The 24,305-nt window shown below is 67.8% G+C and carries 26 protein-coding genes; 14 read left to right on the top strand and 12 right to left on the bottom strand.

Translation table 11 applies throughout. The annotated features are described in order from the left end of the window. Nucleotides 1-78 precede the first annotated feature (78 nt). The 10 genes from AJAP_RS41135 to AJAP_RS41090 all read left to right on the top strand — a co-directional run bounded on the left by AJAP_RS41135 (nucleotide 79) and on the right by AJAP_RS41090 (nucleotide 10,137). A complete protein-coding gene (locus tag AJAP_RS41135) occupies nucleotides 79-558 on the top strand; it encodes a YqeB family protein (protein ID WP_038521825.1) in 480 nt (159 codons plus the stop codon). Then, nucleotides 555-1,211: a TetR/AcrR family transcriptional regulator gene (locus tag AJAP_RS41130; protein WP_038521824.1), complete on the top strand. Its 657-nt coding sequence runs from the start codon at nucleotides 555-557 to the stop codon at nucleotides 1,209-1,211. Before AJAP_RS41135 ends, AJAP_RS41130 begins: the two co-directional genes overlap by 4 nt. Nucleotides 1,212-1,249: 38 nt before the next feature. Beyond that, nucleotides 1,250-1,735, top strand: a complete 486-nt coding sequence (gene grpE / locus AJAP_RS41125; protein ID WP_038521821.1) for a nucleotide exchange factor GrpE — start codon at nucleotides 1,250-1,252, stop codon at nucleotides 1,733-1,735. After that, nucleotides 1,732-3,567, top strand: a complete 1,836-nt coding sequence (locus AJAP_RS41120; protein ID WP_038521819.1) for a dynamin family protein — start codon at nucleotides 1,732-1,734, stop codon at nucleotides 3,565-3,567. Before grpE ends, AJAP_RS41120 begins: the two co-directional genes overlap by 4 nt. A 177-nt stretch (nucleotides 3,568-3,744) precedes the next feature. After that, complete coding sequence (locus AJAP_RS41115; protein WP_038521816.1) at nucleotides 3,745-4,464, top strand: hypothetical protein; 720 nt, start codon at nucleotides 3,745-3,747, stop codon at nucleotides 4,462-4,464. Between the two features lie 396 nt (nucleotides 4,465-4,860). Continuing rightward, nucleotides 4,861-6,684, top strand: a complete 1,824-nt coding sequence (locus tag AJAP_RS41110) for a phosphoenolpyruvate carboxykinase (GTP) (protein WP_038521813.1) — start codon at nucleotides 4,861-4,863, stop codon at nucleotides 6,682-6,684. A gap of 85 nt (nucleotides 6,685-6,769) precedes the next feature. After that, nucleotides 6,770-7,642, top strand: coding sequence for an LLM class F420-dependent oxidoreductase (locus AJAP_RS41105; RefSeq protein ID WP_038521812.1), 873 nt, complete (start codon nucleotides 6,770-6,772; stop codon nucleotides 7,640-7,642). Further along, nucleotides 7,639-8,244, top strand: coding sequence for an ABC transporter ATP-binding protein (locus AJAP_RS41100; RefSeq protein ID WP_038521810.1), 606 nt, complete (start codon nucleotides 7,639-7,641; stop codon nucleotides 8,242-8,244). Before AJAP_RS41105 ends, AJAP_RS41100 begins: the two co-directional genes overlap by 4 nt. Next, nucleotides 8,238-9,485 carry a DUF6297 family protein gene (locus AJAP_RS41095; protein WP_038521807.1) on the top strand — a complete coding sequence of 416 codons (1,248 nt, stop codon included), beginning with the start codon at nucleotides 8,238-8,240 and terminating at the stop codon, nucleotides 9,483-9,485. Before AJAP_RS41100 ends, AJAP_RS41095 begins: the two co-directional genes overlap by 7 nt. Before the next feature lie 76 nt (nucleotides 9,486-9,561). Then, nucleotides 9,562-10,137, top strand: a complete 576-nt coding sequence (locus AJAP_RS41090) for an EndoU domain-containing protein (protein WP_038521804.1) — start codon at nucleotides 9,562-9,564, stop codon at nucleotides 10,135-10,137. 241 nt (nucleotides 10,138-10,378) lie between these two features. Here the strand turns inward: AJAP_RS41090 and AJAP_RS41085 are convergent, their stop codons facing one another. Both AJAP_RS41085 and AJAP_RS41080 read right to left on the bottom strand, forming a co-directional pair. Further along, nucleotides 10,379-10,654, bottom strand: a complete 276-nt coding sequence (locus AJAP_RS41085; protein WP_038521803.1) for a helix-turn-helix domain-containing protein — start codon at nucleotides 10,652-10,654, stop codon at nucleotides 10,379-10,381. A 134-nt stretch (nucleotides 10,655-10,788) separates the two neighbouring features. Continuing rightward, the gene (locus AJAP_RS41080; protein WP_038521800.1) at nucleotides 10,789-12,405 is read right to left on the bottom strand and encodes an alpha/beta hydrolase; all 1,617 of its coding nucleotides are present in this window, start codon (nucleotides 12,403-12,405) and stop codon (nucleotides 10,789-10,791) included. Between the two features lie 204 nt (nucleotides 12,406-12,609). On the opposite strand from AJAP_RS41080, the gene AJAP_RS41075 reads away from it, so the two are divergent. Together AJAP_RS41075 and mctP are read left to right on the top strand one after the other, a co-directional pair. Further along, complete coding sequence (locus tag AJAP_RS41075) at nucleotides 12,610-12,888, top strand: DUF3311 domain-containing protein (RefSeq protein ID WP_038521797.1); 279 nt, start codon at nucleotides 12,610-12,612, stop codon at nucleotides 12,886-12,888. Continuing rightward, complete coding sequence (gene mctP / locus AJAP_RS41070; protein WP_038521794.1) at nucleotides 12,885-14,528, top strand: monocarboxylate uptake permease MctP; 1,644 nt, start codon at nucleotides 12,885-12,887, stop codon at nucleotides 14,526-14,528. The genes AJAP_RS41075 and mctP overlap by 4 nt, the downstream gene beginning before the upstream one ends. Here the strand turns inward: mctP and AJAP_RS41065 are convergent. From AJAP_RS41065 to AJAP_RS41030, 9 genes are all read right to left on the bottom strand, one after another. Next, nucleotides 14,525-15,151 (bottom strand): hypothetical protein, encoded by a 627-nt coding sequence (locus AJAP_RS41065; protein ID WP_038521791.1) that lies wholly within the window; start codon nucleotides 15,149-15,151, stop codon nucleotides 14,525-14,527. The two genes, mctP and AJAP_RS41065, sit on opposite strands and share 4 nt — an antisense overlap. A 312-nt stretch (nucleotides 15,152-15,463) precedes the next feature. Then, on the bottom strand, nucleotides 15,464-16,678 hold the full coding sequence (locus AJAP_RS41060) for an RNA polymerase sigma factor (protein ID WP_038521788.1): 1,215 nt from the start codon (nucleotides 16,676-16,678) through the stop codon (nucleotides 15,464-15,466). A 7-nt stretch (nucleotides 16,679-16,685) separates the two neighbouring features. After that, a complete protein-coding gene (locus tag AJAP_RS41055) occupies nucleotides 16,686-17,042 on the bottom strand; it encodes a YciI family protein (RefSeq protein WP_038521784.1) in 357 nt (118 codons plus the stop codon). 56 nt (nucleotides 17,043-17,098) lie between these two features. Beyond that, entirely contained in the window at nucleotides 17,099-17,374 is a 276-nt protein-coding gene (locus AJAP_RS41050) for a hypothetical protein (RefSeq protein ID WP_038521781.1), read from the bottom strand. A 1-nt stretch (nucleotide 17,375) separates the two neighbouring features. Then, nucleotides 17,376-18,299 (bottom strand): bifunctional helix-turn-helix transcriptional regulator/GNAT family N-acetyltransferase, encoded by a 924-nt coding sequence (locus AJAP_RS41045; RefSeq protein ID WP_038521779.1) that lies wholly within the window; start codon nucleotides 18,297-18,299, stop codon nucleotides 17,376-17,378. Between the two features lie 234 nt (nucleotides 18,300-18,533). Further along, entirely contained in the window at nucleotides 18,534-18,683 is a 150-nt protein-coding gene (locus AJAP_RS44495) for a hypothetical protein (RefSeq protein WP_007032374.1), read from the bottom strand. Nucleotides 18,684-18,871: 188 nt separating this feature from the next. Continuing rightward, nucleotides 18,872-19,636, bottom strand: a complete 765-nt coding sequence (locus AJAP_RS41040) for an NPCBM/NEW2 domain-containing protein (protein ID WP_038521776.1) — start codon at nucleotides 19,634-19,636, stop codon at nucleotides 18,872-18,874. A 254-nt stretch (nucleotides 19,637-19,890) separates the two neighbouring features. Next, nucleotides 19,891-21,081: an ATP-binding protein gene (locus tag AJAP_RS41035; protein WP_007032375.1), complete on the bottom strand. Its 1,191-nt coding sequence runs from the start codon at nucleotides 21,079-21,081 to the stop codon at nucleotides 19,891-19,893. A gap of 263 nt (nucleotides 21,082-21,344) precedes the next feature. Beyond that, nucleotides 21,345-22,106: a MerR family transcriptional regulator gene (locus AJAP_RS41030; RefSeq protein WP_038521774.1), complete on the bottom strand. Its 762-nt coding sequence runs from the start codon at nucleotides 22,104-22,106 to the stop codon at nucleotides 21,345-21,347. 71 nt (nucleotides 22,107-22,177) lie between these two features. Between AJAP_RS41030 and AJAP_RS41025 the strand changes: the two genes are divergently transcribed. Both AJAP_RS41025 and AJAP_RS41020 read left to right on the top strand, forming a co-directional pair. After that, a complete protein-coding gene (locus AJAP_RS41025) occupies nucleotides 22,178-23,209 on the top strand; it encodes a glycerophosphodiester phosphodiesterase family protein (RefSeq protein ID WP_038521772.1) in 1,032 nt (343 codons plus the stop codon). A gap of 131 nt (nucleotides 23,210-23,340) precedes the next feature. Continuing rightward, a complete protein-coding gene (locus AJAP_RS41020; protein WP_038521769.1) occupies nucleotides 23,341-23,847 on the top strand; it encodes a DoxX family protein in 507 nt (168 codons plus the stop codon). Between the two features lie 60 nt (nucleotides 23,848-23,907). Here the strand turns inward: AJAP_RS41020 and AJAP_RS41015 are convergent, their stop codons facing one another. Continuing rightward, nucleotides 23,908-24,279 carry a YciI family protein gene (locus AJAP_RS41015; protein WP_083649874.1) on the bottom strand — a complete coding sequence of 124 codons (372 nt, stop codon included), beginning with the start codon at nucleotides 24,277-24,279 and terminating at the stop codon, nucleotides 23,908-23,910. Between the last annotated feature and the right edge of the window lie 26 nt (nucleotides 24,280-24,305).

Here is a 24,305-nt window from a genome sequence, read left to right as displayed (position 1 = left end):
GCACGCGCAATGACCGCATCCAGAGGACTAAATGCGGGCCGGATTGATAAACCGAGCGCTCGGTCTAATAATGGGCGCATGGAAACGATCGTCGACGAGCCCCAGTGGCTGCGCACGGCCTCCTGGATCGGCTGCCCACTGGCGGGGGCCGCCCTCGGCTGGTTCCTCCAGTCGATCTCGGGCTGGGTGGCGTCCCTGAGCTGGATCCCGTTCAAGGGCCCGTTCCAACTGGTCTCGAACATCCCCCAGCCCTGGGCAACGGTCGTCGGAATCGGCGTGGGCCTGGTCCTCGGCCTGCTGTTCGCCGCGGTCTGGGCGCACGAACGGCTGATCGTCAAGGTGACGCCGACCCGCATCACGCTCACCACCAAGGGCCGCAGCCGCGCGTACGAAGCCGAGCTGGAGGCCGTCTTCCTCGACGGCAAGGAGCTCGTCCTGCTCGCCGCCGACGGCAGGGAACTGGCGCGGCAGAAGGGCGACGTCGACCGCGAGGCCGTCGCCAAGGCCTTTCTCGAGTACGGCTACCCGTGGCTCGACGAGCCCCCGGCGGTGAAATGAGGACGGTCGACCCCGCCAAACACGAGGCCAAACGCCGCGCCATCCTCGACGCGGCCGCGTGGCGTTTCTCGGAGAAGGGCTTCGAGAAGACCACGACGGCGGAGATCTGCCGCGCGGCGGGGATCAGCACCGGCAGCCTGTTCCACTACTTCCCGAACAAACGCGCGGTGTTCGTCGGCATCTTCGAGCAGGACGCCGACGAGACCGCGGCCCTGCTCGCGGCCGCCGGGGAGATCGAGGACCCGTGGGAGTCGATCCTCCACGTCGTCGCGCACGTGTCCGAGCAGCTGCTGCACCCGGTCGCGGCCAAACTCGTCCTCGAAGTCGCCGCGCAGTGCTCCCGCGACGCCGACCTGGCCGAGCTCGTCCAGGGCAACGACCGCGCCCTGCGCGACGGGCTCACCCTCCTCGTGACGCGGGCGGTGGACGCGGGCCGGATCGACCCCGGGTTGCCCCCGCGGACAGTGGCCAGCTGGCTCGTCGCTTTGGTCGACGCGCCGCTCTCCCGCGTGATTCTGGAGCCGGACCTCGATCCGGCGGCGGAACTCGCGGTGATGAAGGAGCTGATCGCCAGATTCCTTCGTCCCGTTCTGGCGATTCCGCCCCCGGCGGCCGGGCGGGTGGCCGACACTGGTGAAATCTCCCCGGGCTGATCGGTAAGCCCGGGACATCAGTTACGGGGGTCGAATCGGTGGGTGCCTGGCTGCGCAAGAAGGCGGTCGACGAGGAAAATCCGGACGATGTGCCGACCGGCCAGATCTCGGCGGCGATCATCGCCGAAGCGGATGGCGGGACTTCGCCGTCCGAGGGAACCACTGAGGTCGAAGCCGCGTCGAAACCCGATGTGGAGTCCACGACCACGGGTCCGGCCGACCTCGAACAGGCTCTCGCCGACAGGCAGGCACTGATCCAGATGTGCCTGTACGCCCTCGATCGCGCCCGCAGCGGCGGTGTCGTCGAGCGGCTCGAACACGGTCTCGCCGCGATCGGCGTCCGTGCCCTGCGTCCGGACGGCGAGCGGTTCGACCCCGCCGTGCACGAGGCGGGCGGCGCGGTCGCGACCGAGGATCCGGCACTCGAAGGGCTCGTCGCGGAGACCGAGGTCGTCGGGTTCGCCGATCACGACCGGGTGCTGCGCGCGCCGATCGTCATCGTCTACGCGAAGAAGGCACAGTGACCGCTCCGAGCGCGGCGGCCAACCTGCCCGCGGTCGTGAAGAGCACCCGCGAGCAGCTGCTCACCGTCGTCCGTGAAGCCGATCCTCAGGCCGCGAAATGGGTCGAGGACATCCGGAAGACGCGGCCGAAGAAGCCGTCGGTCGTGGTGGTCGGCGAGACCAACCGCGGCAAGAGCTCGCTCGTGAACGCGCTCCTGTCCATGCCGGGACTGTCCCCTGTGGACGCCGACGTGGCCACGGCGACGTATCTCGTCTTCGAACACGCCGAGCAGTGGTCCGCGCAGGCCTGCTACCCGGGCCAGCTGGCGCCGGTGCCGATCAACCTGAACGACCTGATCCACTGGGTCTCGGCGGCGCACGAACTGCCGGAAGGGCAGATCCCGCCGCGGTACGTCGAGGTCTCCGGCCCGGTCCCGCTGCTCGAACGAGTGTCCATTGTGGATACCCCGGGCGTCGGCGGGCTCGATTCGATGCACGGCGAGCTGGCGAAGGAGGCCGCCGCGGGCGCCACCGCGCTGTTGTTCGTCGTCGACTCCTCCTCGCCGTTCACCGCGCAGGAACTGCAGTTCCTGCAGGACATGGGCGAGCGCGTCGAGACCGTGCTGTTCGCGCTGACCAAGACCGACCAGTTCCGCGGCTGGCGCGAAGTCCTCGAAGCCGACCGGCGGCTGCTCGCCGAGCACGCCCCCCGGTTCGCGGACGCGGTGTTCCACCCGGTGTCCGCGCGCATGTTCGAAACGGCGGCCAAGGCCCCGAACGAGCAGATGGCCATGATGCTGCGCGAGAAGGCGGGCATCGCCGCGCTGCAGGGCGCGTTGCAGGAGATGCTGGTCGGCCGTTCGGCGATGCTGGGCGAGGCCAACACCCTGCGCGCGCTGTCGAGCGCGCTCGGCGAACTCAAGGCGAAACTCCAGGCGGAAAGCCGCGCGCTGTCCGCCGGCGAGGCCGAAGCGGAGCAACTGCGCCAGCGCCGCGACGATCTGACCACCGAACGCCGGTCTTCGACCCGCGGCTGGCAGCTGAAACTGCGTGCGGAGATCCAGAGGACCCGTGTCGAGGTCGGGCACGAGACCAGCAGGCAGATGCGCGACGCGTCGACCCACTTCCGCCAGCGGATCGACGGCGCGAAACGGGACGATCTCGCCGCGCTGCCCCAGCAGGTCGACATCGCGCTGCAGACGACGTCGCAGCGGATCTCGATGCTGCTCTCCCAGCGGCTCAACCAGGTCACCAACGTCGCGCTCGCCGAACTGTTCTCGCCCGAAGAGCTCGACATCATCCGAGGCCAGTTCGCCAGGGCGGGCGGCCCGCCGGTCGTGCTGCGCCCGCCGGACAAGAAACCGCCGACGGCCGAGGACAAACTGCTCATCTTCATGGGGGTTTCCGGCGGTCTCGGCGCCGGGAAGGTCGCCGCGCTGCCGCTGGCGGGTGTCGCGATCCTGAACCCGGTGATCCTGCCCGCCACGATCATCATCGGGCTCGGTGCAGGCTGGTGGATGGCGCGGACCCGCAAACACGCGTCGGACAAGCAGCACATGAAGCAATGGCTGGTCGAGGCGATCGCCGACGCGCGGTCCACGTTGGACCAGCTCGTCGCGGAGCAGCTGATCGAAGCCGAACAGCAGCTTTCGATGGCGCTCGACGAAGCCCTCGGCCGCCGCATCGACGCGATCGAGGCGGAGCTGAAGGAAGTCGACAAGACGATCAAGATGGGCGCGCAGGAACGGGCGAAGAAGATCTCGGTCGTCGCGAAGCGCCTGAAGGACGTCTCGGACGGCCGGGACCGCGCTGAGGCACTGCTCGGACGCATTCGGTCACTGCGCGACGCCTGATCACCCGCGTTTAGTCCTCTGGATGCGGTACTTGCACGTGCAAGTACCGCATCCAGAGGACTAAACGCGCTGGGCCAGCCTGCCCCAGCGGGTGGTCCTGTTGTGGACCGGAACCGAACCGGCTTACGGTGAGTCTTAAGCTTCGACACACCAGCAGGTCAACGAGGGGGTTATCCCATGTGGGTCGACGAGAGCGGCGGCACGGACACCGAGTCGGGCTCCACCGAAGCGGTCACCGTCCACGTTGACGGCGAGGAGTACCAGGCCGAGCTCAACTACGACCTCGACAAGGACGGCGTGAACGACGCCGCCGTCATCCAGCACGAGGACGGCACCGGCCAGGCGTTCGTCGACAGCGACGGCGATGGCGAGGCCGACCAGTACGCGGTGCTCGACGAGAACGGCAAGGTCGTCCAGGAAGCCGTCTACGACGAGGCGTCCGGTTCCTGGGTCGAGGCGGGTGGCGGCGGCAACGACGACGGTTCCGACGCGGGCACCAGCGGCACCATGCACGCCGACATGCCCAGCGGCGACGTCGAGGTCGGCCCGCCCACCGTCGACACCAACAACGACGGGACCCCGGACACCGCCATCGTCCACACGGAGGACGGCCGCACGATCGCCTTCACCGACAAGGACGGCGACGGCAGCGCCGACATCGCGGTGGAGACCGACGCCTCCGGCAACTCCAAGACCTACGAGCACACCGGCCCCGGCCAGTGGTCCGAGGTCGGCAGCGGCCTGGTCAACAACGACATCGACTCGGCCTTCACGAGCGCTCCGGCGGCCGAAGGCGACCCGGCGGGCGACGCGGCGTGGGGTGGCGAAGGCACCGAAACCCTCGAAGGAGTGGCGAAGATCGATTCCGCCACCGGCCAGTGGATCAGCCCCAACTAAATCCTGAAATGGCCTGGACCAATACAAGAATGGTTTAGTCCATTTCGGCGGGCCGATTAATGTAATCCTGGTCACAGAACAACCCGGCACGAGACCTCGTGCCGGGTTTTCTCATGTCCGATTCGTCTGCCGGCTGTGCCATCGATCACCGGAAGAATTTCTGCGTATGGCCCATTCCGGTGATACTGAATCGATTCCCTTATCGTTCTTGTGAGAGAACCGACAGGTCAGCTCTCGGTTACCTGCCGGTCATCCGGCTACTCTCGGGGAATCCCAAAACCTGCACACCGGTCTTCCCGCCGGTGTGCGAAGCCATTCGGTCGCCGGCATCGAAGCCCGCATCGGAACAGCGTCGTTCCCGGTGTGGGCTTCTGCCGTCGGAAGTCAGGAGTAGAGATGACCGCAGTCGCCATCCCTGGACTGGAAAATGCGCCGACGACGCACAGTGGCGTGCTGTCCTGGGTCCGGGAGGTCGCCGAACTGACCACTCCGGACCGTGTGGTGTGGGTCGACGGGTCCGACGAAGAGGCCGCCCGGATCAACGCCGAGCTGGTCTCCGCCGGCACGTTCGTGCAGCTCGACGCGAAGCCCAACTCGTTCTGGGCGGCTTCCGACCCGAATGACGTCGCCCGCGTCGAAGAACGCACCTTCATCTGTTCCGAGAACGAAGAGGACGCCGGTCCCACCAACAACTGGATGGACCCGGCCGAGATGAAGGCCACGATGACCGAGCTGTACCGCGGGTGCATGCGCGGTCGCACGATGTACGTCATCCCCTTCTGCATGGGCCCCCTCGGAGCCGAGGACCCCAAGCTCGGCATCGAGATCACCGACTTCGCCTACGTCGTCGCCTCCATGCGCGTGATGACCCGCGCCGGCAAGGCCGCGCTGGACAAGTTCGTCACCGAGGACGGCACCGAGCGCGAGTTCGTCCCGGCCCTGCACTCCGTCGGCGCGCCGCTGGAGCCGGGCCAGGAGGACGTCTCCTGGCCGTGCAACACCACCAAGTACATCTCGCACTTCCCCGAGTCCCGCGAGATCTGGAGCTACGGCTCCGGCTACGGCGGCAACTCGCTGCTGGGCAAGAAGTGCTACTCGCTGCGCATCGGTTCGGTCATCGCCCGCGACGAGGGCTGGCTGGCCGAGCACATGCTGATCCTCAAGCTGATCTCGCCCGAGGACAAGGTCCACTACGTCGCGGCGGCGTTCCCGAGTGCCTGCGGCAAGACCAACCTCGCCATGCTGCAGCCGACCATCCCCGGCTGGCGCGCCGAGACCCTCGGTGACGACATCGCGTGGATGCGGTTCGGCGAGGACGGCCGCCTGTACGCGGTGAACCCCGAGTTCGGCTTCTTCGGCGTCGCGCCGGGCACCGACTGGCACACCAACCCCAACGCGATGCGCACCATCGAAAAGGGCAACACGGTCTACACGAACGTCGCGCTCACCGACGACGGCGACATCTGGTGGGAGGGCATGGGCGACAAGCCCGAGCACGCCACCTCCTGGAAGAAGCAGGACTGGACGCCGGAGTCGGAAGAGAAGGCCGCGCACCCGAACTCGCGCTACTGCACCCCGATGTCGCAGTGCCCGATCCTCGCGCCGGAGTGGGACGACCCGCAGGGCGTGCCGATCTCGGCGATCCTGTTCGGCGGCCGCCGCAAGACCACGGTCCCGCTGGTGAACGAGGCCCGCGACTGGCAGCACGGCGTGTTCATGGGCGCCACCATGTCGTCGGAGACCACCGCGGCCGCCGCCGGCGCGGTCGGCAACGTGCGCCGCGACCCGATGGCCATGCTGCCGTTCCTCGGCTACCACGCCGGTGACTACTTCAAGCACTGGCTGGACCTCGGCAAGAACGCCGACGCGGACAAGCTGCCGAAGATCTTCTACGTCAACTGGTTCCGCCGTGGCGACGACGGCCGTTTCCTGTGGCCGGGCTTCGGCGAGAACTCGCGGATCCTGAAGTGGGTCATCGACCGCGTCGAGGGCAAGGGCAACGCGAACGAGACCCCGGTCGGTTTCGTGCCGAACGCCGAGGACCTCGACACCGACGGCCTCAAGGAGCCGCTGGCCGACATCCAGGCCGCGCTGGACGTCTCCGCCGACGAGTGGCGTCAGGAACTGCCGCTCATCGAGGAGTGGTTCGAGAAGATCGGCGACAAGGTCCCGTCGTCGCTGCGTGACGAGCTGGACGCGCTCAAGCAGCGCCTCGGCTGATAATCCGGACGCCGGAGAAGGCCTCATCCTCGGAGTCATTCCCGAGGATGAGGCCTTCTTCCTGTGCGCTCGGTACCGTGGCCGCATGGTCAAATTCGGCGTCAACATGGTCGTCCCGGAAAGCCGTGCCGCGTGGGTCGAAAAGTGCCGCAAGGCCGAGGACCTCGGATTCGACGTGATCGGCGCGGCCGACCACCTCGGCATGGCGCCGCCGTTCCCGGCCCTCGTGCTCGCCGCCGAGGTGACGAACCGCCCTCGGCTCAACACTTTCGTCATCAACACCGCCTTCTACAACCCGGTGCTGCTGGCCCGCGACGTCACCGGCACGGACCAGTTCACCGAAGGCAGGCTGGAGCTCGGCCTGGGGGCCGGTTACGTGAAGGCCGAATTCGAAGCGGCGGGAATGGAGTTCCCGCGTGCGGGCAAACGCGTCGACCATCTCGAAAACACCATAAAAGAGCTGAAACGGCTCTATGCCGACGAAAACCACAAACCGCCGACGGTGCAGAAACCGGGCCCGCCGCTGATGATCGCCGGCCGCGGCGACCGGCTCCTCACCCTGGCGGCCGAACACGCCGACATCATCGGCTTCACCGGCACGGCGGCCGTTCCCGATGGTGGCGCGCTCGCCGTCGACGACGCGGCCGGAATCGAGGAGCGGGTGAACTTCGTCCGCGGGAAACTGAACGGCCGCGCGGTCGAATTCAATACCCTCTCGCATTTCGTCGCCGTGGTCGAAGACCGGCGAAAAGGGTTGGAGAGCCTGCGAGAGTTACTCGACGGCACGCTCACCGTCGAACAACTCGCCGAGCTGCCGACGGCTTTGGTCGGCACCCACGAGCAGATCGCGGAACAGATCCTGGCGCATCGCGAACGCTTCGGCTTCACCTACTTCACCGTGCTGGAACACAACATGGACGCGCTCGCTCCGGTGATCGAATCCTTGCGCGGCAAATGATCGACGTACGCGGGCTCGGCGTCCAGGCCGGGGAGCACTGGTTGTTCGACGGCCTCGACTTCGAGGTCGAGGCGGGCGAATGCGCGGTCATCGTCGGCCCCAACGGAGTCGGGAAATCGACCCTGTTGCGGTGTTTGTACGGAACGCAAACTCCGCAGCGCGGCCGCGTCGTCGTCGCGGGCGGAAAACCCGACGAACGCGATGTTTCCTTCCGTCGCAAGGTTTCCGTTCTGTTCGACGACTCCGATTTCTTCGCCGAGCTGACCCCGCTCCAGCATCTCGAACTGCTGGAGGGTTCGTTCGGTGCCGATCTCGGCGATTTCGACGCGCTCCTCGCGGACGCGGGGCTCGCCGAGCGGGCGAAGGTCACCGCGGGCAAGTTCTCGGCCGGGCAACGCCGTCGGCTGTTGCTCCTCGGCGCGACGGCGCGGCCGCACGACGTCCTGCTGCTCGACGAGCCCGAGCGGGCGCTCGACGTCGCGGGGAAGGAATGGCTGACGTCGTTGATCAAGCGTTCGACCGACGCCGGGGCGGCCGTCGTCGTGGCCACGCATCATCCGCCGCTGCTGGAAGCGGCCGACTCCACCCTTGAGTTGTGGTGACCACGAAGGCGCCAACGCATGTGCCCGGACGTCAGCGATTCGGCGGGCTGCTCAACGGCGACTACCAGACCTTTTTGGCACTGTTCGGTTTCGGCGCGCTGTTCACCGCCTTCCAGAACCTGCCGAAGCTCCGCGATTTCCTCTTTGGACAGTCCGTTGTGGACTTCCCGGCGGTCTTCGGGCTGCTGGTCGTGCTCTGCGCGATGTTCTGGCGCGGCCTCCTGCGCCGGGGCTTCGTCTGGGCCGAACCGGCGGCGCTGACGTGGATGGACTTCGCCCGCGTCGACAGGCGCCGTGTCGTCGTGAAGCGGATGTGGACGCTGTGGTCCGGCCTGGTCCTGGTGGTCGGTTACACCGGGGCGCTGGTCACCGCGATCGGCGGCGGATCGAAGGACGTGTGGATCGCGATGTCGGCGTTGACCGCCTCCGGCGCGATCCTGGCCGCCGTCACCGCGCGGCGGACGGCGATCCGCGGGGAAACGCTCGCGCCGGTCGTGCTCGCGCTCGCCGGTCTGGCGTTCGCGGCCGCGGGCCTCGGCCCGGTCGCCGTCGAGGTGCTGGCCGGCGCGTTGTTCGTGGTGGCGGTCGCGGTGGCCTTCGGCGGCGAGCCGATGTCCGGGGTCGGCCGTCAGGAACTCGTCGACGGCTGGAACGCGCGGCTGCTGCGGGCGATGGCCGCGGTGTTCATGGATCCCATGCTGCTGATCCCGGAGTCGAAACCGGTGCCGTGGCTGTCGCTGCGGCGTCCGACGGCGCTGCGGCTCGCGTGGGCCGGGGTGCTCGGCCGGGCGCGCTACGCGGCGGCGAGCGTGGTGATCGCGTGCCTGGTCGGCGTCGCGCACCTGGCCTTCCCGGCGATCCCCGCGGCGGCGCTGTTCACGCTCGGCGCGTACGCGGCGCTCGTGCCGTTCGTCGGCGGGCTCGGCGAACTGTGGCGCAACCCCGGCCGCAGGCGGTGGCTCGGCGCGTCCGACTGGGAGTTGCGGCTGGTCAACGGGCTGGTGATCACCCTGCTCGGTATCGCTTGGGGGATCCTGCTCGGTCTCGTGACGTTGCTCCTCGGCGTGATCCCGGCCTGGCCGGTGTGGCTCGCGATCCCGCTCGCGGTCTTCGCCGCGCTGCGGACGGCGACCCGGCCACCGATGAACTACGACGTCAGCGGCGGGGCGGCCGGGCTTCAGGCCCTGCGCGGTGTCGACGTCCTCGTCGTCGGTGCCGTCTTGCTCAGCGTGATCGCCTGAGGTCACCCGTTCCCGCGTTCGGATCATTCGGATACTCCGAACGCGGGTTACCCTCGATGCGACGAAAGGAGCACGAGTGGGCGGCGGGCACGCACCGGGAAAGGGGCGGCGGGCGACCAGCGAGTTCCCCGCGGGCTGGACCGACGAGCAGATCATCGCGGTGATCAAGGACGTCGCGAACGATCCGAGCGAACCCCGCCTCAGACTCCACAACGGCCGTTGGCGCTGCGCCGGCGAACGGTACGGCGTGCACCTGATCGTGCTGGTCGAAGACAACGGCCACGTCAAGACGGGTTATCCGGTGGCGGGCCCCGGCGTGGTCCGCAATCCCGACACCGCCGCCGACCCGGCGAACCCGACCGTCGCCGACCTCGCCGCCGGCCGGATCAGCTTCTTCGGCGACAGCCTGCTCGACCAGATCGGCGACCGGATCGCGCCGGACGTCCTGGCCTTCTACCGCACCTTGCACTGGTCGGGTGAGTGGGAAGAACTGGCGGACGTCCTCGTCGCGCACGCGCTGAAGGAGAACCTGAACCTCGGCGTGGACGAGTACGCCACCTTGGAAAGCCTGCTGAACAGCTTCGACCTGCCGATCGACGGCTTCCTTTACCTGAACGACCGGGCACACGCCCTGGCCGCTCTGCGCCCCTGATCTCTGCGTCACCCGCGCAACCCCACCCCCCACCCATCCCTGGGGGGCGCGCCCTGCACCAGCGTATCGGCGGTGGGTGACGGGAACGGGGTGGAAGGGGATCGAGGGCGGTAGTTGTCCACAACGGCGGGGCCCTGTGGAAAGTGGGATGAAGGGGGCCTTGACCGCATGCGATGCAGCGAAAGCGTCCTTCACCGCTTCGCGTACGCCCACTGCTCACGAAGCGGTGCTGAAGCCCTCGTCAGCTCGCTTCGGCGACCTCTTCGGCGTCGCCCTCGGCGGCCGAACGCAGCGCGTCCAGCGGCAGCGCGACGGCGTCCGCGATCGCCATCACGGTGAAGAAGGCGGGCGTCGGGATCCGCCCGGTCTCGATCTTCCGGAGCGTCTCCACCGAGATCCCGGCCTCGGCCGCGACCTCGACCATGCTCCGCGACGACGCCGCGCGCGCGTCCCGGAGCGCCAGCCCCAGCCGCTCGCCACGTTCGCGTTCCTCGTCCGTCAACGGCACTCGCACCATGAGCCCAATACTAATACCGCTCGCGTGCCGAGTTACCCCCAGCCTGTGGACAACTCTGTGCACAGGTCGTGGACAACCCCAAGAAAAGGGCCCCGCCGAGCCGAAACTCGACGGGGCCACAATCCCTAGTGGCTTCAGGCGCCCGCGGGCACCGGAAGTGGGAGTCCGGGGAGGCTCTGGTCGTTCGGCACCTTGCCGTCGACGAGGTAGTCCTCCACGACCTTGTCCACACCCACGTTGCCGCCGGCGTAGATACCGTGGTCACCTTCACCGGTCACGGTGATCATCCGCGAGTTCGCGAACGCGCGGTGCGCACGGGTCGCGCCCTCGATCGGGGTCGCGGGGTCGTGCACCGACTGGACGATCAGCACCGGCGGGACGCCGCGGCCGTCGAGCTTCGGCAGGTCGACCGGCTTGTTCTTCCAGAAGATGCACGGCTGGATCAGCCAGCCGGCGCCGAGCAGCGGCAGATCGCGGTCGATCAGCTTCTGCGACTGGCGGATGACGCTCTGCCGGGTGCCGGTCCACTTGCCCTCGTTGCAGGGGATGGACCAGAAGCTGGCGTTGTAGGAGTCGCCGTCGCTCGGGACGAACAGCGGCTGCGGGCCGATGACGCCGTCACCGTCGACGGTCTCGGCCTTGACCTTCTGCGCGGCCGAGGCCTTCTGCTGCTGCGACGAGGTGCCCTCGGTCAGCGTCTTCAGGTTGACCAGGTAGTCGGCCAGTGCCGGGAAGTTGCGCTTCGAGTAGAGGTACGAAGCGATGGTCGAGTCGAGGGCGTTGGCCGAAACCGGGACGCCGTCGACCTCGACCGGGTTCTGGGTCAGCGCGAAGCGGACCTTCTCGTAGGTCTGGCGAGCGGCCTCACCGTTCTTGCCGAAGCCGTAGACCTTGTCGTACTTGCCCATCCACGGCAGGAAGTCCTGACGCCAGCGGCGCTCGAAGCCGAGCGGCTGACCGTCGAACGAGTTCTGCCAGGTGGTGGTGAACTCGGTCGAGGAGTCGAGCAGGAAGCGGCCGGTCCGGGTGGGGAACTGCTGCGCGTAGTGCGCGCCCATCCAGGTGCCCGCCGAGTAGCCGACCCAGTTGATCTTGTCGCGGCCCAGGAGGACACGCAGCAGGTCGATGTCGCGGATGGTCTGGGCGGTGTTGATGAGCGGGCCCAGCTCGCCGGACTTCACCTGGCACGAGTCCGCCGCGTACTTGGTGGCATCCAGGATCAGGTTGAGGTTCGCCCGGCTGCGGTCGCGCGGGTCCAGGTCGGAGCCGGTGCCGATCGCGTTGCCGCAGGTGATGTTGGTGCTCTTGCCGGTGCCGCGCGGGTCGAGACCGATGATCTCCTGGTTCGCGCGCAGCTTCGTCTGGTTGCGCAGACGGGCCGGGAAGTTACGGCCGGGAGCGCCGGGACCACCCGGGTTCGTGATGACACTGGCCGTCGCGTTGCCGCTGGTGGCGGCGAGGCGGCTGACGGCGATCGTCAGGTCGATGGCCTCGTTCGTCTTGTACCAGTTACGCGGCGCGCGGTAGGTCGCGCACTCGATGTTCTCGGCCCCCGGAGGCGGCGCGGACGGCAGCTCGCCGGCGGTGCACTTGTGCCAGTCCAGCTTCTGGTCCGCGTACTTCGCCGGAATGTTGGTGGAGTTCAGCGGCTGCTGCCCGGCAGCCTCCGGCCCTGCGAACGCAGGCGTGAACCCGGCCAGCATGGTGCCGGCGACAGCCGGGATCACCACCGCATAGCGGAGTTTCTTCATCCGATGCCCCTTTGATGTTGCGTGCGAAGTTCCTGTTCGCGACTTGCGGCTATTGATATCCGCCGGGGACTCCGACGGCAACCGCCCTTCGTCGTATGAGGCGTCGCTGATCAAATCGATATCAGGCAAGCGTGACCCGGACGGGGGAGAGGTTCTAGGGTCATCGGGTCGATCCGGGGGTACGGGAACGTTAGGTGAGGTCCGATGGCGTCAGGTAAGGCAGACGGGAAGGTGAGGGGTTTTCAGTTCAGCCCCTGGAACCTCCTGTTGATCATCCCGTTGCTGGTGCTGATCACGTCCTTGTTCAATTCGGACGGTCCCCGGCTGTTCGGGATGCCGTTCTTCTACTGGTTCCAATTCGTCTTCGTGGTGGTCGGTGTCCTCTGCACATGGATCGTCTACGTGATGACGAAGGACAAGCCGACCAGTGAGCGTCCCGACCGGCTGTCCGTGGACGAGCTCGACGAGGGGGACGTCAAGTGACCAACATCCAATGGCCCGAGCTGATCATCTTCACGATCCTCTTCGCGGTCGTCACCGTTCTCGGCTTCGTCGCGTCGCGCTGGAAGGCGGGAAACACCCTCGATCACCTGGACGAGTGGGGCCTCGGCGGGCGCAAGTTCGGCTCGTGGATCACCTGGTTCCTGCTCGGTGGTGACCTCTACACGGCTTACACGTTCGTGGCCGTTCCCGCGCTGATGTTCAGCGCCGGCGCGATGGGCCTGTTCGCGCTGCCGTACACGATCATCGTCTACCCGATCGTGTTGATGCCGGCGCTGCGCATGTGGTCGGTCTCGCGCGTCCGCGGTTACGTCACCCCCGCCGACTTCGTCCGCGGCCGGTTCGGTTCGCCGACGCTGGCGCTGCTGATCGCCATCACCGGCATCATCGCGACGATGCCGTACATCGCGCTGCAGCTCGTCGGGCTCGAGGCGGTCCTGCGGACCATGGGCATCAACGGCTCCGGCATCGTCGGTCACCTGCCGCTGCTGGTCGCCTTCATCATCCTGGCGGTCTACACCTACCAGTCGGGCCTTCGCGCGCCCGCGCTGATCGCGTTCGTCAAGGACATCCTGATCTACCTCGTGATCCTCGTGGCGATCATCTACCTGCCCTCGAAGCTCGGCGGCTGGTCGGCGATCTTCGACGCCGCCGACGCGAAGTTCGACAAGACGCCGTCTCCGGCGGACGGCATCCTGCTCAACGCCAACAACCAGTTGCAGTACGCCACGCTGGCGCTCGGTTCGGCGCTCGCGCTGTTCCTGTACCCGCACTCGCTCACCAGCGTGCTCGCCTCGCGCGGCCGCAGCGTGATCAAGCGGAACATGGTCGCGCTGCCGGCGTACTCGCTGGTCCTTGGCCTGCTGGCGCTGCTCGGCTACGTCGCGATCAGTGCCTCGGTCAAGCCGATCACGAACAACGCCACCGGCAAGCCCGACACGAACACCGTCGTCCCCGTGCTGTTCGACATGCAGTTCTCGTCGTGGTTCGCCGGGATCGCGTTCGCCGCGATCGGCATCGGCGCGCTGGTGCCCGCGGCGATCATGTCGATCGCGGCGGCCAACCTGTGGACCCGCAACATCTACAAGGAGTACATCAAGAAGAACGCGACACCGGGCCAGGAGGCGAAGCAGGCCAAGCTCGCTTCGCTGATCGTGAAGTTCGGCGCGGTGGCGTTCATCCTGTTCATCGACCCGCAGTTCTCGATCGACCTGCAGCTCATCGGCGGGGTGCTGATCCTGCAGACGCTGCCCGCGGTGGCGATCTCGCTCTACACGCGGTGGTTCCACCGCTGGGGCCTGATCGCCGGCTGGGTGGTCGGCATCGGGTGGGGCCTGATCATGCTCTACAACATCCCGAACCCGGCGACCGGCAAGGCGCACTTCGGCGGCTCGGCGCTGAAGCTCGGGGACCTGTCGATCTTCGGCTGGCACCCGCTCAGCGGCTCGCAGCTGCAGATCTACGTCGGGTTCGTGGCGCTGATCGCGAACCTGCTGGTCGCCGTGATCTTCACGGTGATCGCGCGGCAGCTGAAGGTCTTCAACGGCACGGACGACACCGAGGCCGAGGACTACCACGCCGACGAACACGACAAGGATCTCCGCGAAATCGGCGTCCACTAGTCACCGCTGATCGAAGGGGCCGCGTCCTGCCGGGACGCGGCCCTTTTCGTGGCCGTGGTCGCCGCCAGGTAGAGGGTGAGGCCGTTCAGCAGATGCCAGAGGAAGTGCGTTCCGGCGGGGAAGTTCCCGCAGACCGTGTGGTCGGCCGTGCGGAACGAAAGGGACACCCCGAAAACGCCCGCGGCGAGGGCGAACCTGCGGCGATGTTCACCCTTGAGAATGACCGCGAAGATCACGAGCCCGAGCAAGGCCGAGAGGTACAGCCCGCCGCCCAGCGACGCGACGACGGCGGTGAAGGCGAGGAACACGGGAATGCCGAGCCACGAGAGCCCGCGGCGGACGCCGAAGAACAGATGCGGGAACACGGCGGCGTAGTACAGGACGAACACCAGGATGAAGCCGGTGTCGGCGGCCGCGGACCAGCGGGTGGCGAGCAGGTGGAAGGCCGTGCTGCCGAGGAACACCAGTCCGATGAGGACGGCGAAGACGCGGCCCTTCGGCTGCCGCCAGACCGCGATCGCCGCGATCAGGAACGCGAGATTGCTGAGACTGTTGAGCGGCTCGCCCCAGAGGCCGGGAGCGAGGCGTTCGCAGTAGCCGTCGACGTACGCCGTCCAGTTCACTCCCCCAGGTAACCGTGCCCGCGTGAACCGGAGGTGTCTTCCGCGCTGGACTTCGCGAAAGTGGCTTTCGCGTCACCCCGCCCGCCGGATCTCCGTGTCCTGAAGGGTCCCTTTGAGACGCTCAATGTCCCGAAGGCCCCCTTTGAGACATCCACCCGAGTTGTCCACACCCACCCGCCGTTGTGGACAACTCGGCCCCTTGGGCCACTGGAACCCACCCCGCGTCGCCCCCTCCCGATACGCTGGTGCGGGGCGCGCCCCCCTGGGAGCGGTGGGGGGTGGGGTACGCGCGGGGAAGCGAAAAATGCCTGGTCAGTGGGGTGAGCAGGACGCCAGTCGTCGGCTGAGGAAGCGACGTTGCGGCTCCGAGCAGGGCAGCGCGAGCGCGCGCCGGTAGTGGTCCGCGGCTCGCCCGGGATCGCCGGCGCGCAGCCACAGCGCGCCGAGGACGGCGGGCAGCAGCGTGTAGTCCGGCAGTTCGGCTTCGACGGCTTCGAGTTCGGCGATCCCGGCCGCCGCCCCGTCCACCATCGAAAGCGCGATCGCGCGATTCAGCCGCGCCACCGGCGACGGCCGCAACGCCAGCAGGTCGTCGTACAGGCCGACGATCCGGCGCCAATCCGGCGGCGAGGCTGTGCCGTGGCACAGCGCGATCGCCGCTTCGACGTGATACGCCGACATCTCCGGCCCGGTGCACGCCCGCTCGAACAGCCGCGTCCCCTCGGCGATCATCGCGTGATCCCAGCGGTCCCGGTCCTGCTCGTCGAGCAGCAGCAGGTCACCGTCGCGGTCCACCCGCGCGGGCAGCCTGCTCCCCTGCAACAGCATCAGCGCGACCAGCGCCCGCACCCTCGGCAGATCCGTCTTCGGCTCGGCCAGCAGCAGCCGCCCCAGCCGGATCGCCTCGCCGCACAGTTCGCCGCGCACCGCGACCTCGCCGGTCGTCGCGTCGTAGCCTTCGTTGAACAGCAGATAGAGCACGGCCAACACACTGTCCACTCTGGACTCCAGCGCGTCCGGCCCTGGCAGGGTGAGCGGCTTCCCCGATTCCCGCAGCCATTTCTTCGCCCGCACGAGCCGCTGCGCCACGGTCGCCGGTTTTGTCAGCAGGGCCGCCGCGATCTCGTTCACCCCGAGCCCACCGACGGTCTTCAGCGTCAGCGCCACCTGCGAGACCGTCGGCAGCGCGGGATGACAGCACAGCAGCATCAACACGAGTTCGTCGTCCGTACGCCGGTCGGCTTCGTGGCCGTTCAGCTCGACGAGCCGCGGCAGCAGCGCGCGCAAGGTCTGTTCGCGCCGGACGACGTCCATCGCCCGGTTCCGCGCGGCCCGGAACAGCCAGCCGCGCGGATTGTCCGGCACCCCGCTCTGCGGCCAGGTCCGCAGCGCCTGCTCCAGCGCGTCGGCGACGGCCTCCTCGGCCAGGTCCAGGCGTTCGGGGCCGAGCGCCCTGGCCAGCGTGGCGACGATCCGCCCGGCACTGTGCCGGAACAAGTGCTCCACCACGCCGGCCGGGCGGCTCATGCCGACCTCAGTCCTCGCAACCGCGTTCGCCGATCTTGCGCACCTCGATCGGCCCGAACTTCAGATGCGGATGCGTCGCGAAGATCTTCTCCGCCTGGTCGAGGTCCACGGCCTCGATCACCTGATAGCCGCCGACGATCTCGGTGGCTTCGGTGTGCGGCCCGTCGGTCGCGCCGACCTCGCCGCCCGTGCCGCGCAGCACCCGGCCGCCTCGCGACAGCCCGCCGCCGCCGACGAAACGGCCTTCCTTCGTGCGTTCGTCGGCCCAGGCGATGTAGCTCTCGAGCACGCGTTGTGCTTCGTCGGGGCCGAGGTGATCATGCGAATCCGACTGGGACCGCAGGAAACCGGCGTACTGGGGCATGGTGTCCTCCTTGGAATCGATGGCCCCTAGACGAACGAGCCCCCGGCGAATCGACATCAATAGCGGAAGAGCCGGTCGTGCAGTTCACGCTGCCGCGCGAACCAGGCACCCAGCCTGGTGCGGCGCCGTCGCCGTTTCAACACCTGCCGCACTTCGCGCACACAGGGTTCATGGGACGTGAAGGACTTCCCGGTCAGCAGGACGGCGTAGTGGCCGTCGGGGCAGCGACCGGAGACGGAGATCATGCCCGGGGTCAGGTCGTCGACGAAATCGATCGAGTCGACCCCGACCACGGACCGCCGATCGCAGACGGGGCAGTAGACGACGAACACGTCACAGCTCCAGCCGCCAGGTCTGCCCGGTCAGCTCGTACCCGAAGCCCGTGATCGTCTCTTCGCTCACCAGCTGGAAACCGGCCTTCTGGTAGATCGCCCTCGCCGCCTCCAGCAGCGAGACCGTCCAGAGCTCCATCGCCGGGTAGCCGGACGCCCTCGCGAACTCGACGCACTCGCTGACCAGGCGCTTCCCGACACCCCGTCCTCGCGCGGCCGGTTCGAGGAGCAACATCCGCAGCTTCGCGGTGACGCCGTCTTCGGCGGGCATGCAGAAGATGCTGCCGACGCGCTCCCCGTCGAGCTCGGCGATCCAGCCCGCTTGGCGCGGATCGCCGCGCCTGTCGACGTACTCCGCGACGACACGGGCGACGAGTGCTTCGAAGCGTTCGTCCCAGCCGTACTCGCGGGAGTAGAGGGCGCCGTGACGGTGGACCACCCAGCCGAAGTCACCCGGCCGCGGCGGGCGCAGGACCAGCGTGGGATCCGCGGCGCGTTCGCCGACCAGCGACGTGATCGTGTCCATGGCACCGAGCAGGCGTTGCTGTTCGTCGTCGCCGAACCGGCCGAGCAGCGAGCCGATCCTGCCCACCGACCGTTCGTCGAGGACAGCGAAGGCCTTGCGGCCGTTCTCGGTCAGCCGGACGATCTGACGGCGGGCGTCCTCGTCGCTGCGTTCACGGGTGAGCAGGCCGCGTCCCTCGAGCCTCGCGAGCAGCCTGCTCGCGTACCCGGCGTCGAGGTCGAGACGTTTGCGCAGGTCGGTGACCTGGGTCTGCTCCTGCTGCGCGAGTTCGAAGATGACCCTGGCTTCGCTCAGGGAGTACTCGGCGTCGGCCGGTCCTTCGTCGAGGACGCCGATCACGCCGGTGTACAGGCGGTTGAAGGCCCGGACGGTCGCCACCCGGTCTGCGGATCGATTCATTTGACCACCTCAACAGATTCGTTGACGAGGTCAAGTGTTACTCCGCGAAGCGGTGAAGGCAAGAAATCTTTCGGGTCCGGACATATGGAAACCCCGTGATGCTGCCAGGTCGGGGGTCCGCCAGCATCACGGGGTCGTAGTGGGTATCGACGCCGCGTTCCGCGGCGTTACACCTCACGCACTATGTGTCGTAGGTCACTCGAATGGGCGACACCTACAACGGTTGTTGTCGGGTCAGCGCATGTGCGTGTGACGCGCCTGGGAGATAGCGATGAGCTCCTGACGAACGGTCGCGGTGGCCGCGGTGTCGATCGCCCGGTTCAGCGCCCGGCGAGTGCGAGCCTCGGCGCGACGGGCACGGAGCTTGGCGGCGATGTTGTTCATCGGTTTTTGTCATCCCCTTGGGAGTAGGTCTTGCGTCTTCGTGGCTGTGCTCCTAGTATGCACCCTTTTTCACAAGGAAGCCAACGATTATCCGGTGACTTGGCACACCTGCCGATGAATCATCGGCAACATGAGCGTAAAACCGGAGAGATTTGGTGGCGCCGGTCACTTCTTGATAACGCCGGCGGCTAGCGCAGGACCGCGTCGGCCCAGGCCGCCGTGGCGCTGCACGGCGAGTCGATGTTGTCCACCTGGAGGAGCAGTTGCTTGCCCTGGGCCACGGGGAGGTCGAGCACATCGACCTGTCCGGCGCGAAGGTCCCGGGTGGCCAGCGCCCGTCCGTCGATCCTCACCACGAACCGCGTGACGGTCTCGGCGGGCGCGCCGTCCGCGATGCCCAGCGTCACGTGGAAGCGTTGAAAGCGCTGATCGATGGCGAAGACTTCATGGCCGTCGTCGGATTTCGAGCACGTGGTGCCGATGTAGCTGTGTTTGAAGACTTGGCCGCCGACGGCGGCTTCGCCACGTCGCCAATCTCCGTAGCCGCCCTCGACCTTCGGCAGGTCGATGAGCCACACTCCGCCGCTTGGTGGCGCCGCCGAAGGCGAGGGTGACGAAGACGAGGGTGACGTGCTGGTCGCGGCGGCCAAGCCGGGTGTCCGATCGGGAGTGTTCCGTTCCGTCGCCAGCGAGAAACCGAAGACTCCCGCGCCGGCGACCGCGACCGCGGCGCCGGCGGCAAGCCGGACGTCGACCGGCATGCCCCATCGCCGCCAGATGGCGAACACCCCGAGGAGCACCGCGCCGAGGCTCGTCGCCCAGACGATCGGCAGTCCGCCGCCGACGATCAGGACCGATACCGCCGCCACGTCGGCGACCACGCCGAGCGTCTGGGGGAGGAATCGGGTGGGTGGCGCACTTCCCGGAGTGCCGCCGACGCGACGGAAGTTCATGAACGACTCTTCGTCGACCGGGCCCGCATGGCAGCGACGGTAGCGATTCTCGTCGTCGTGCTTCCGAGTCGACTTTCGCCGTAGTTGAGGGCGCAGGTCCGCTGTCGCTCGATGCTGCTGCGAATTCAGCGGCACTCTGCTGGTCGAACCTCGGTTTTCGTTGCCTCAGATGACTTTCGAGACCACTCGATCGAGTGGCGCGCTAGGGCTCTCTACCTCTTTCTAGAGCTGACGCTATAAAGCCTGAGAGAGGCTTAGTCCCGGCCGAGCAGGTAGTGGCCGAAGTGCGGGACGGTGAAGGCGATGTGCCCGCGCTCGGCGGAGTACACCAGGCCCTTTTTCATCAGGCTGTCCCGCGCCGGTGACAGCGACGAAGGCTTCCGCCCCAGGTAGACGGCCACATCGGCGGTCCCGGCGGACTCGTCCCGCCCCTGCGTCAGCTCCGCCATCGCGAGCAGGTACTCACGTTCCGCGGGCGTCGCGCGTTCGTAGCGGGAGCCGAAGAAGCCGACCGCGAGCTCGGACTCGGCCTCCGGGGCGGCGACCTGGACGTCCTTCACGGTGATGGGGTCCGCCGGCGCGGCATCCCAAGCGGCCTTGCCGTAGGCCTGGATGAAGTACGGATAGCCGCCGGACGCGTCGAACAGGGCGTCCAGCGCCTCCGGTTCGATGCCCGCGTCTTCGCGTTCGATCGGCGCCATCACCGCGAGGTCGGCGTCTTCGCGCTCCAACCTGTCGATGCGCGCGTAGCGGAAGAGACGCTCCGAGTACGACTTCGACGCCGACAGGACGGCGGGTACGTGCGGCAGTCCCGCGCCGACCACGACCAGCGGCGCCCCGGACTGCGAAAGTTCGTGGCAGGCGGCGCAGAGCGCGGAAACGTCCTCCGGCAGCAGATCCTGGATCTCGTCGATCAGCAGCGCGACCCCGGTGCCGACGTCGGCCGCCAGCTCCGCGACCTCGGTGAACAGTTCGACCAGGTCGATCTCGATGTCGCCGGAATCGGCGCGGCCCTGCGCGGCGGGCACGTCGATGCCCGGTTGCCAGCGGTCGCGCAGCTTCGCGTCCGGTTTGTTGGCGCGCAGCGCGAACGCCTTGAGCACGCCGAGCACCTGCTCGACCCGGTCCGGCGCGCGATGGCGGACGGCGAGATCGCGGATCGCGCGGTGCAGCGCGGCCGAGAGCGGCCGCCTCAGTTCGGTGTCCGGGCGGGCCTCGATCTTGCCAGCGCCCCATCCGTGCTTGATGGCCCTCGACCGCAGCTCGCCCAGCAATACGGTCTTCCCCACGCCACGCAGGCCGGTCAGCATCAGGCTGCGTTCCGGTCTCCCCCGCGCGACCCGTTCGAGCACGACCTCGAAGGCCTGGAGCTCGCGGACGCGACCTGCCAGCTCGGGCGGCCGTTGACCGGCGCCCGGCGCGAAGGGGTTGCGGATGGGATCCACTCTCCCACGCTATCGGGGTTTCTAGCTCTCGCCCGATATGCAGTGATATTTGCCTACGGCGTGTCGCGCTGACGGAAAAGCGCCGAAGAGGCGCTGTTCCGGTTCGCTCGTCACCTTGACGAACAGCGGCGCCCCTTCATCGCATTTCCGTGGCCTTCGGCCAAAAGAGGCGCGCGACGGTGAAGTCTCCGTCGGGCGCGGGCGCCCTTCGGGAGACCCCGCAGTTGAGCCGAGAGATGGGTCTGCAGCCCCGTCCCTCGTTCCTACTCACTCAGGTTGCGTTCCGCGTAGATCGTCATCGCGTCACGGATGTATTTCGCGGTGCCGGGGCCGTGCTTCTCGTCGTACTGCCCGTAGCGCGGGTCGTCGACGTACAGCTGCCCGAGACCGGCGAAGTAGCCCTTCGACACGGCTCGCACGGCCGGCCGGAGCCATTCGTACAGCCGCCGCGTGATCGCCTGGGCCTCGTCACCGTCGGCGGGCAGGCCCTGCGCGCGGGCCTCGCCGAACGCGGCCGCGATGTCCTTCTGTTCCTGCTGGTGCGCCTTCTTGTCCTCGGCGCTCAGCGACTTCCACCACCGGTCACCCTGCTTGTAGGCGTCGGCGCCCCAGCGTTCGGTTACCTCCTTCTCGTACTTCGTGTGGTCGAAGCCGTCGAACACTTCCGTTGCCATCAGTTGTTCACCTCTCTCCGTCTTCCTCAAGGTCGTTTTGACCGATTCGATCTGCCGCCCGAGCCGCTGTCGCTCCTGCTCCAGCCACTTCAGATGCGTGCGTAGCGCCGCCGTCGTGTCCTGCTCCCCTTCGAGGACTTCGCCGATCGCGGGCAGGCTCAGCCCGAGTTCGCGAAGCAGCAGGATCCGTTGCAGCCGCACCAGCGCGTCCTGGTCGTAGTAGCGGTATCCGTTGTTCCCCACCCGGCTCGGTTCGAGCAGCCCGATGTCGCCGTAGTGGCGCAGCGTGCGGCTCGTGGTCCCGGCCGAGCGGGCGATGTCCTGGATCGACCACTCCGTCTCGTTCGGCATGTCCACGAAGGTAGAGGTTGACGTTGCGTCAAAGTCAATCGAAGTTCACCCGACCGTGGCATGGTTCACGGATGAAGACATTCGCGCTGGTCATGGCCGCTGCGCTGACCTTGACGACGGCCGGGGTCGCCGACGCGCAGCCGCGTCGCGCCTTCGACATCCAGGCTCACCGCGGCGGGCTCGGCCTCACGGTCGAGAGCACGCTCGCGTCCTTCGGCAAGGCGATGGAGCTGGGGGTGACCACGCTCGAACTCGACATCCAGATCACCAAGGACGGTCGCGAGGTCATCACCCACGACCGCAAGACGACACCCGCGAAGTGCCGCGACACCGCGCCCGCGACGCCTGGCGACCCGGCGTACCCGTACGTCGGCAAATACGTGAAGGACCTGACGTTCGCGCAGGTCCGCACGCTCGACTGCGGTTCGATCCGGCAGCCCGCCCACCCCGGTCAGACACTGTCCCCCGGCGCCAAGATGCCGACGCTCGCCGAGCTCTTCCAGCTCGCCAGGGACCACCACGCCTGGGGGATCGAGTTCAACATCGAGACCAAGGTCGAGGCCGCCGCGCCGCACGAGACGGCGCCGCGTGAGCAGTTCGTCCAGCGGGTGGTGCGCGAGATCCTGCGTGGCGGGTTCGCCCGCAACGTCACCGTCCAGAGCTTCGACTGGGGCGCGCTGATGCGGCTTCGTGAAGTGGCGCCGTGGATCCCGACGGTCGCGCTGACCCAGCCCGAGTTCCTGCAGGTCGGGCAGCCGGGCAAGTCGCCTTGGCTCGGCGGGCTCGACATCGACGACTTCGGCGGCAGCCCCGTCCGGGCGGTGAAGTCGTTCGGCGCGAGCGCGCTTTCGCCGGTGCACGGCAACCCGCAGGGCGGCAAGGTCGGCGACCCCGACTACCGGCCGTTCACCACGAAGGCACTGGTCACCGAGGCGCACCGGGCGGGGATCAAGGTCGTGCCCTGGACGATCGACGACCCGGCCACCATGCACAAGCTCATCGACGACGGCGTGGACGGCATCATCACCGACTATCCGGACCGGCTGCGGCAGGTCGCGGCCGACCGCGGCTTCAAGCTGCCGAAGGCGTATCGGGCCCGCTAGTGAAATCTAGCGTCATCTAGCACTAGAGAAATATTCCGGGATACACCGTTAGCGCGGTTCGGCGCGGTGGCGGGCGGGAAGTCTGGGGATAGGTTTGTTTCCCGGGTCCGGATCCAGAAAGGTTTACGACCGTGATTCTCCGTCGCGTCGCACGTCCGCTCCTCGCCGCGATCTTCATCTCCGGCGGGATCGGTGCGCTGAGGGACACCCAGGGGCACGCCAAAGCCGTGGAGCCGTTCCTCACCGAGTCCTTCGACAAACTGGAGGGCGTGGTGCCGGAATCGGTGCCGCGCGACCCCGCCACCCTCGTCCGGATCGACGCCGCGGTGAAGGTCGGCGCCGGGGTCGCGCTCGCCGCGGGCAAGGCGCCGCGCCTGGCCTCGATGCTGCTGCTCGGCAGCCTCGTCCCGACCACGCTGGCCGCGCACCGGTTCTGGGAGATCAAGGAACCGGCCGAGCGTCAGCAGCAGCAGATCCAGTTCATCAAGAACGCCGGTCTCGCCGGTGGCCTGCTGCTGGCCGCCGCCGACACCGCGGGCAAGCCGTCGCTCGGCTGGCGCGCCAAGCGGGCCGCCTCCAAGACGGAGAAGCGCGCCGAGAAGCTGGCGAAGAAGGCCGAGAAGGCCATCACGAAGTGACGACCCGCGTTTAGTCCTCTGGATGCGAAAAAGCGCATCCAGAGGACTAAACGCGTGGGGTCATGAGGTGAAGGCCTCGATGTCCTCCGCCTCGACGACGGTGCGGACCTCGACCTCGATCTCGTCGAACAGCGCGGCGTAGGACTCGGCGAACGCGACGGCCTCCGCCAGATCCTTTGCGTTGATCAGCGCGAACCCGCCGATGACCTCCTTGGCCTCGGTGAACGGGCCGTCGGTCGCGGTGATCTTGCCGCCGCGCGCCTTGCGGACCTTCGCGCCCCGCTCGGAGGGGTGCACGCCCTCCGCCGTGATGAGGATGCCCTTCTCGAACGAGTCCTCGATGAAGGCGCCCATCTTCTCGATGAACTCCTTGCTGGGGTTCCAGGCCTCCGGGGCGCTCTCGTCCAGCCGGTGCATCATCAGAAACCGCATCGTCGCTCCTCAGTGTCTTGGCGGGG

It is taken from the genome of Amycolatopsis japonica (genome assembly GCF_000732925.1).
GTDB lineage: Bacteria > Actinomycetota > Actinomycetes > Mycobacteriales > Pseudonocardiaceae > Amycolatopsis > Amycolatopsis japonica.
This window is presented reverse-complemented; position numbering and strand designations above follow the sequence as displayed.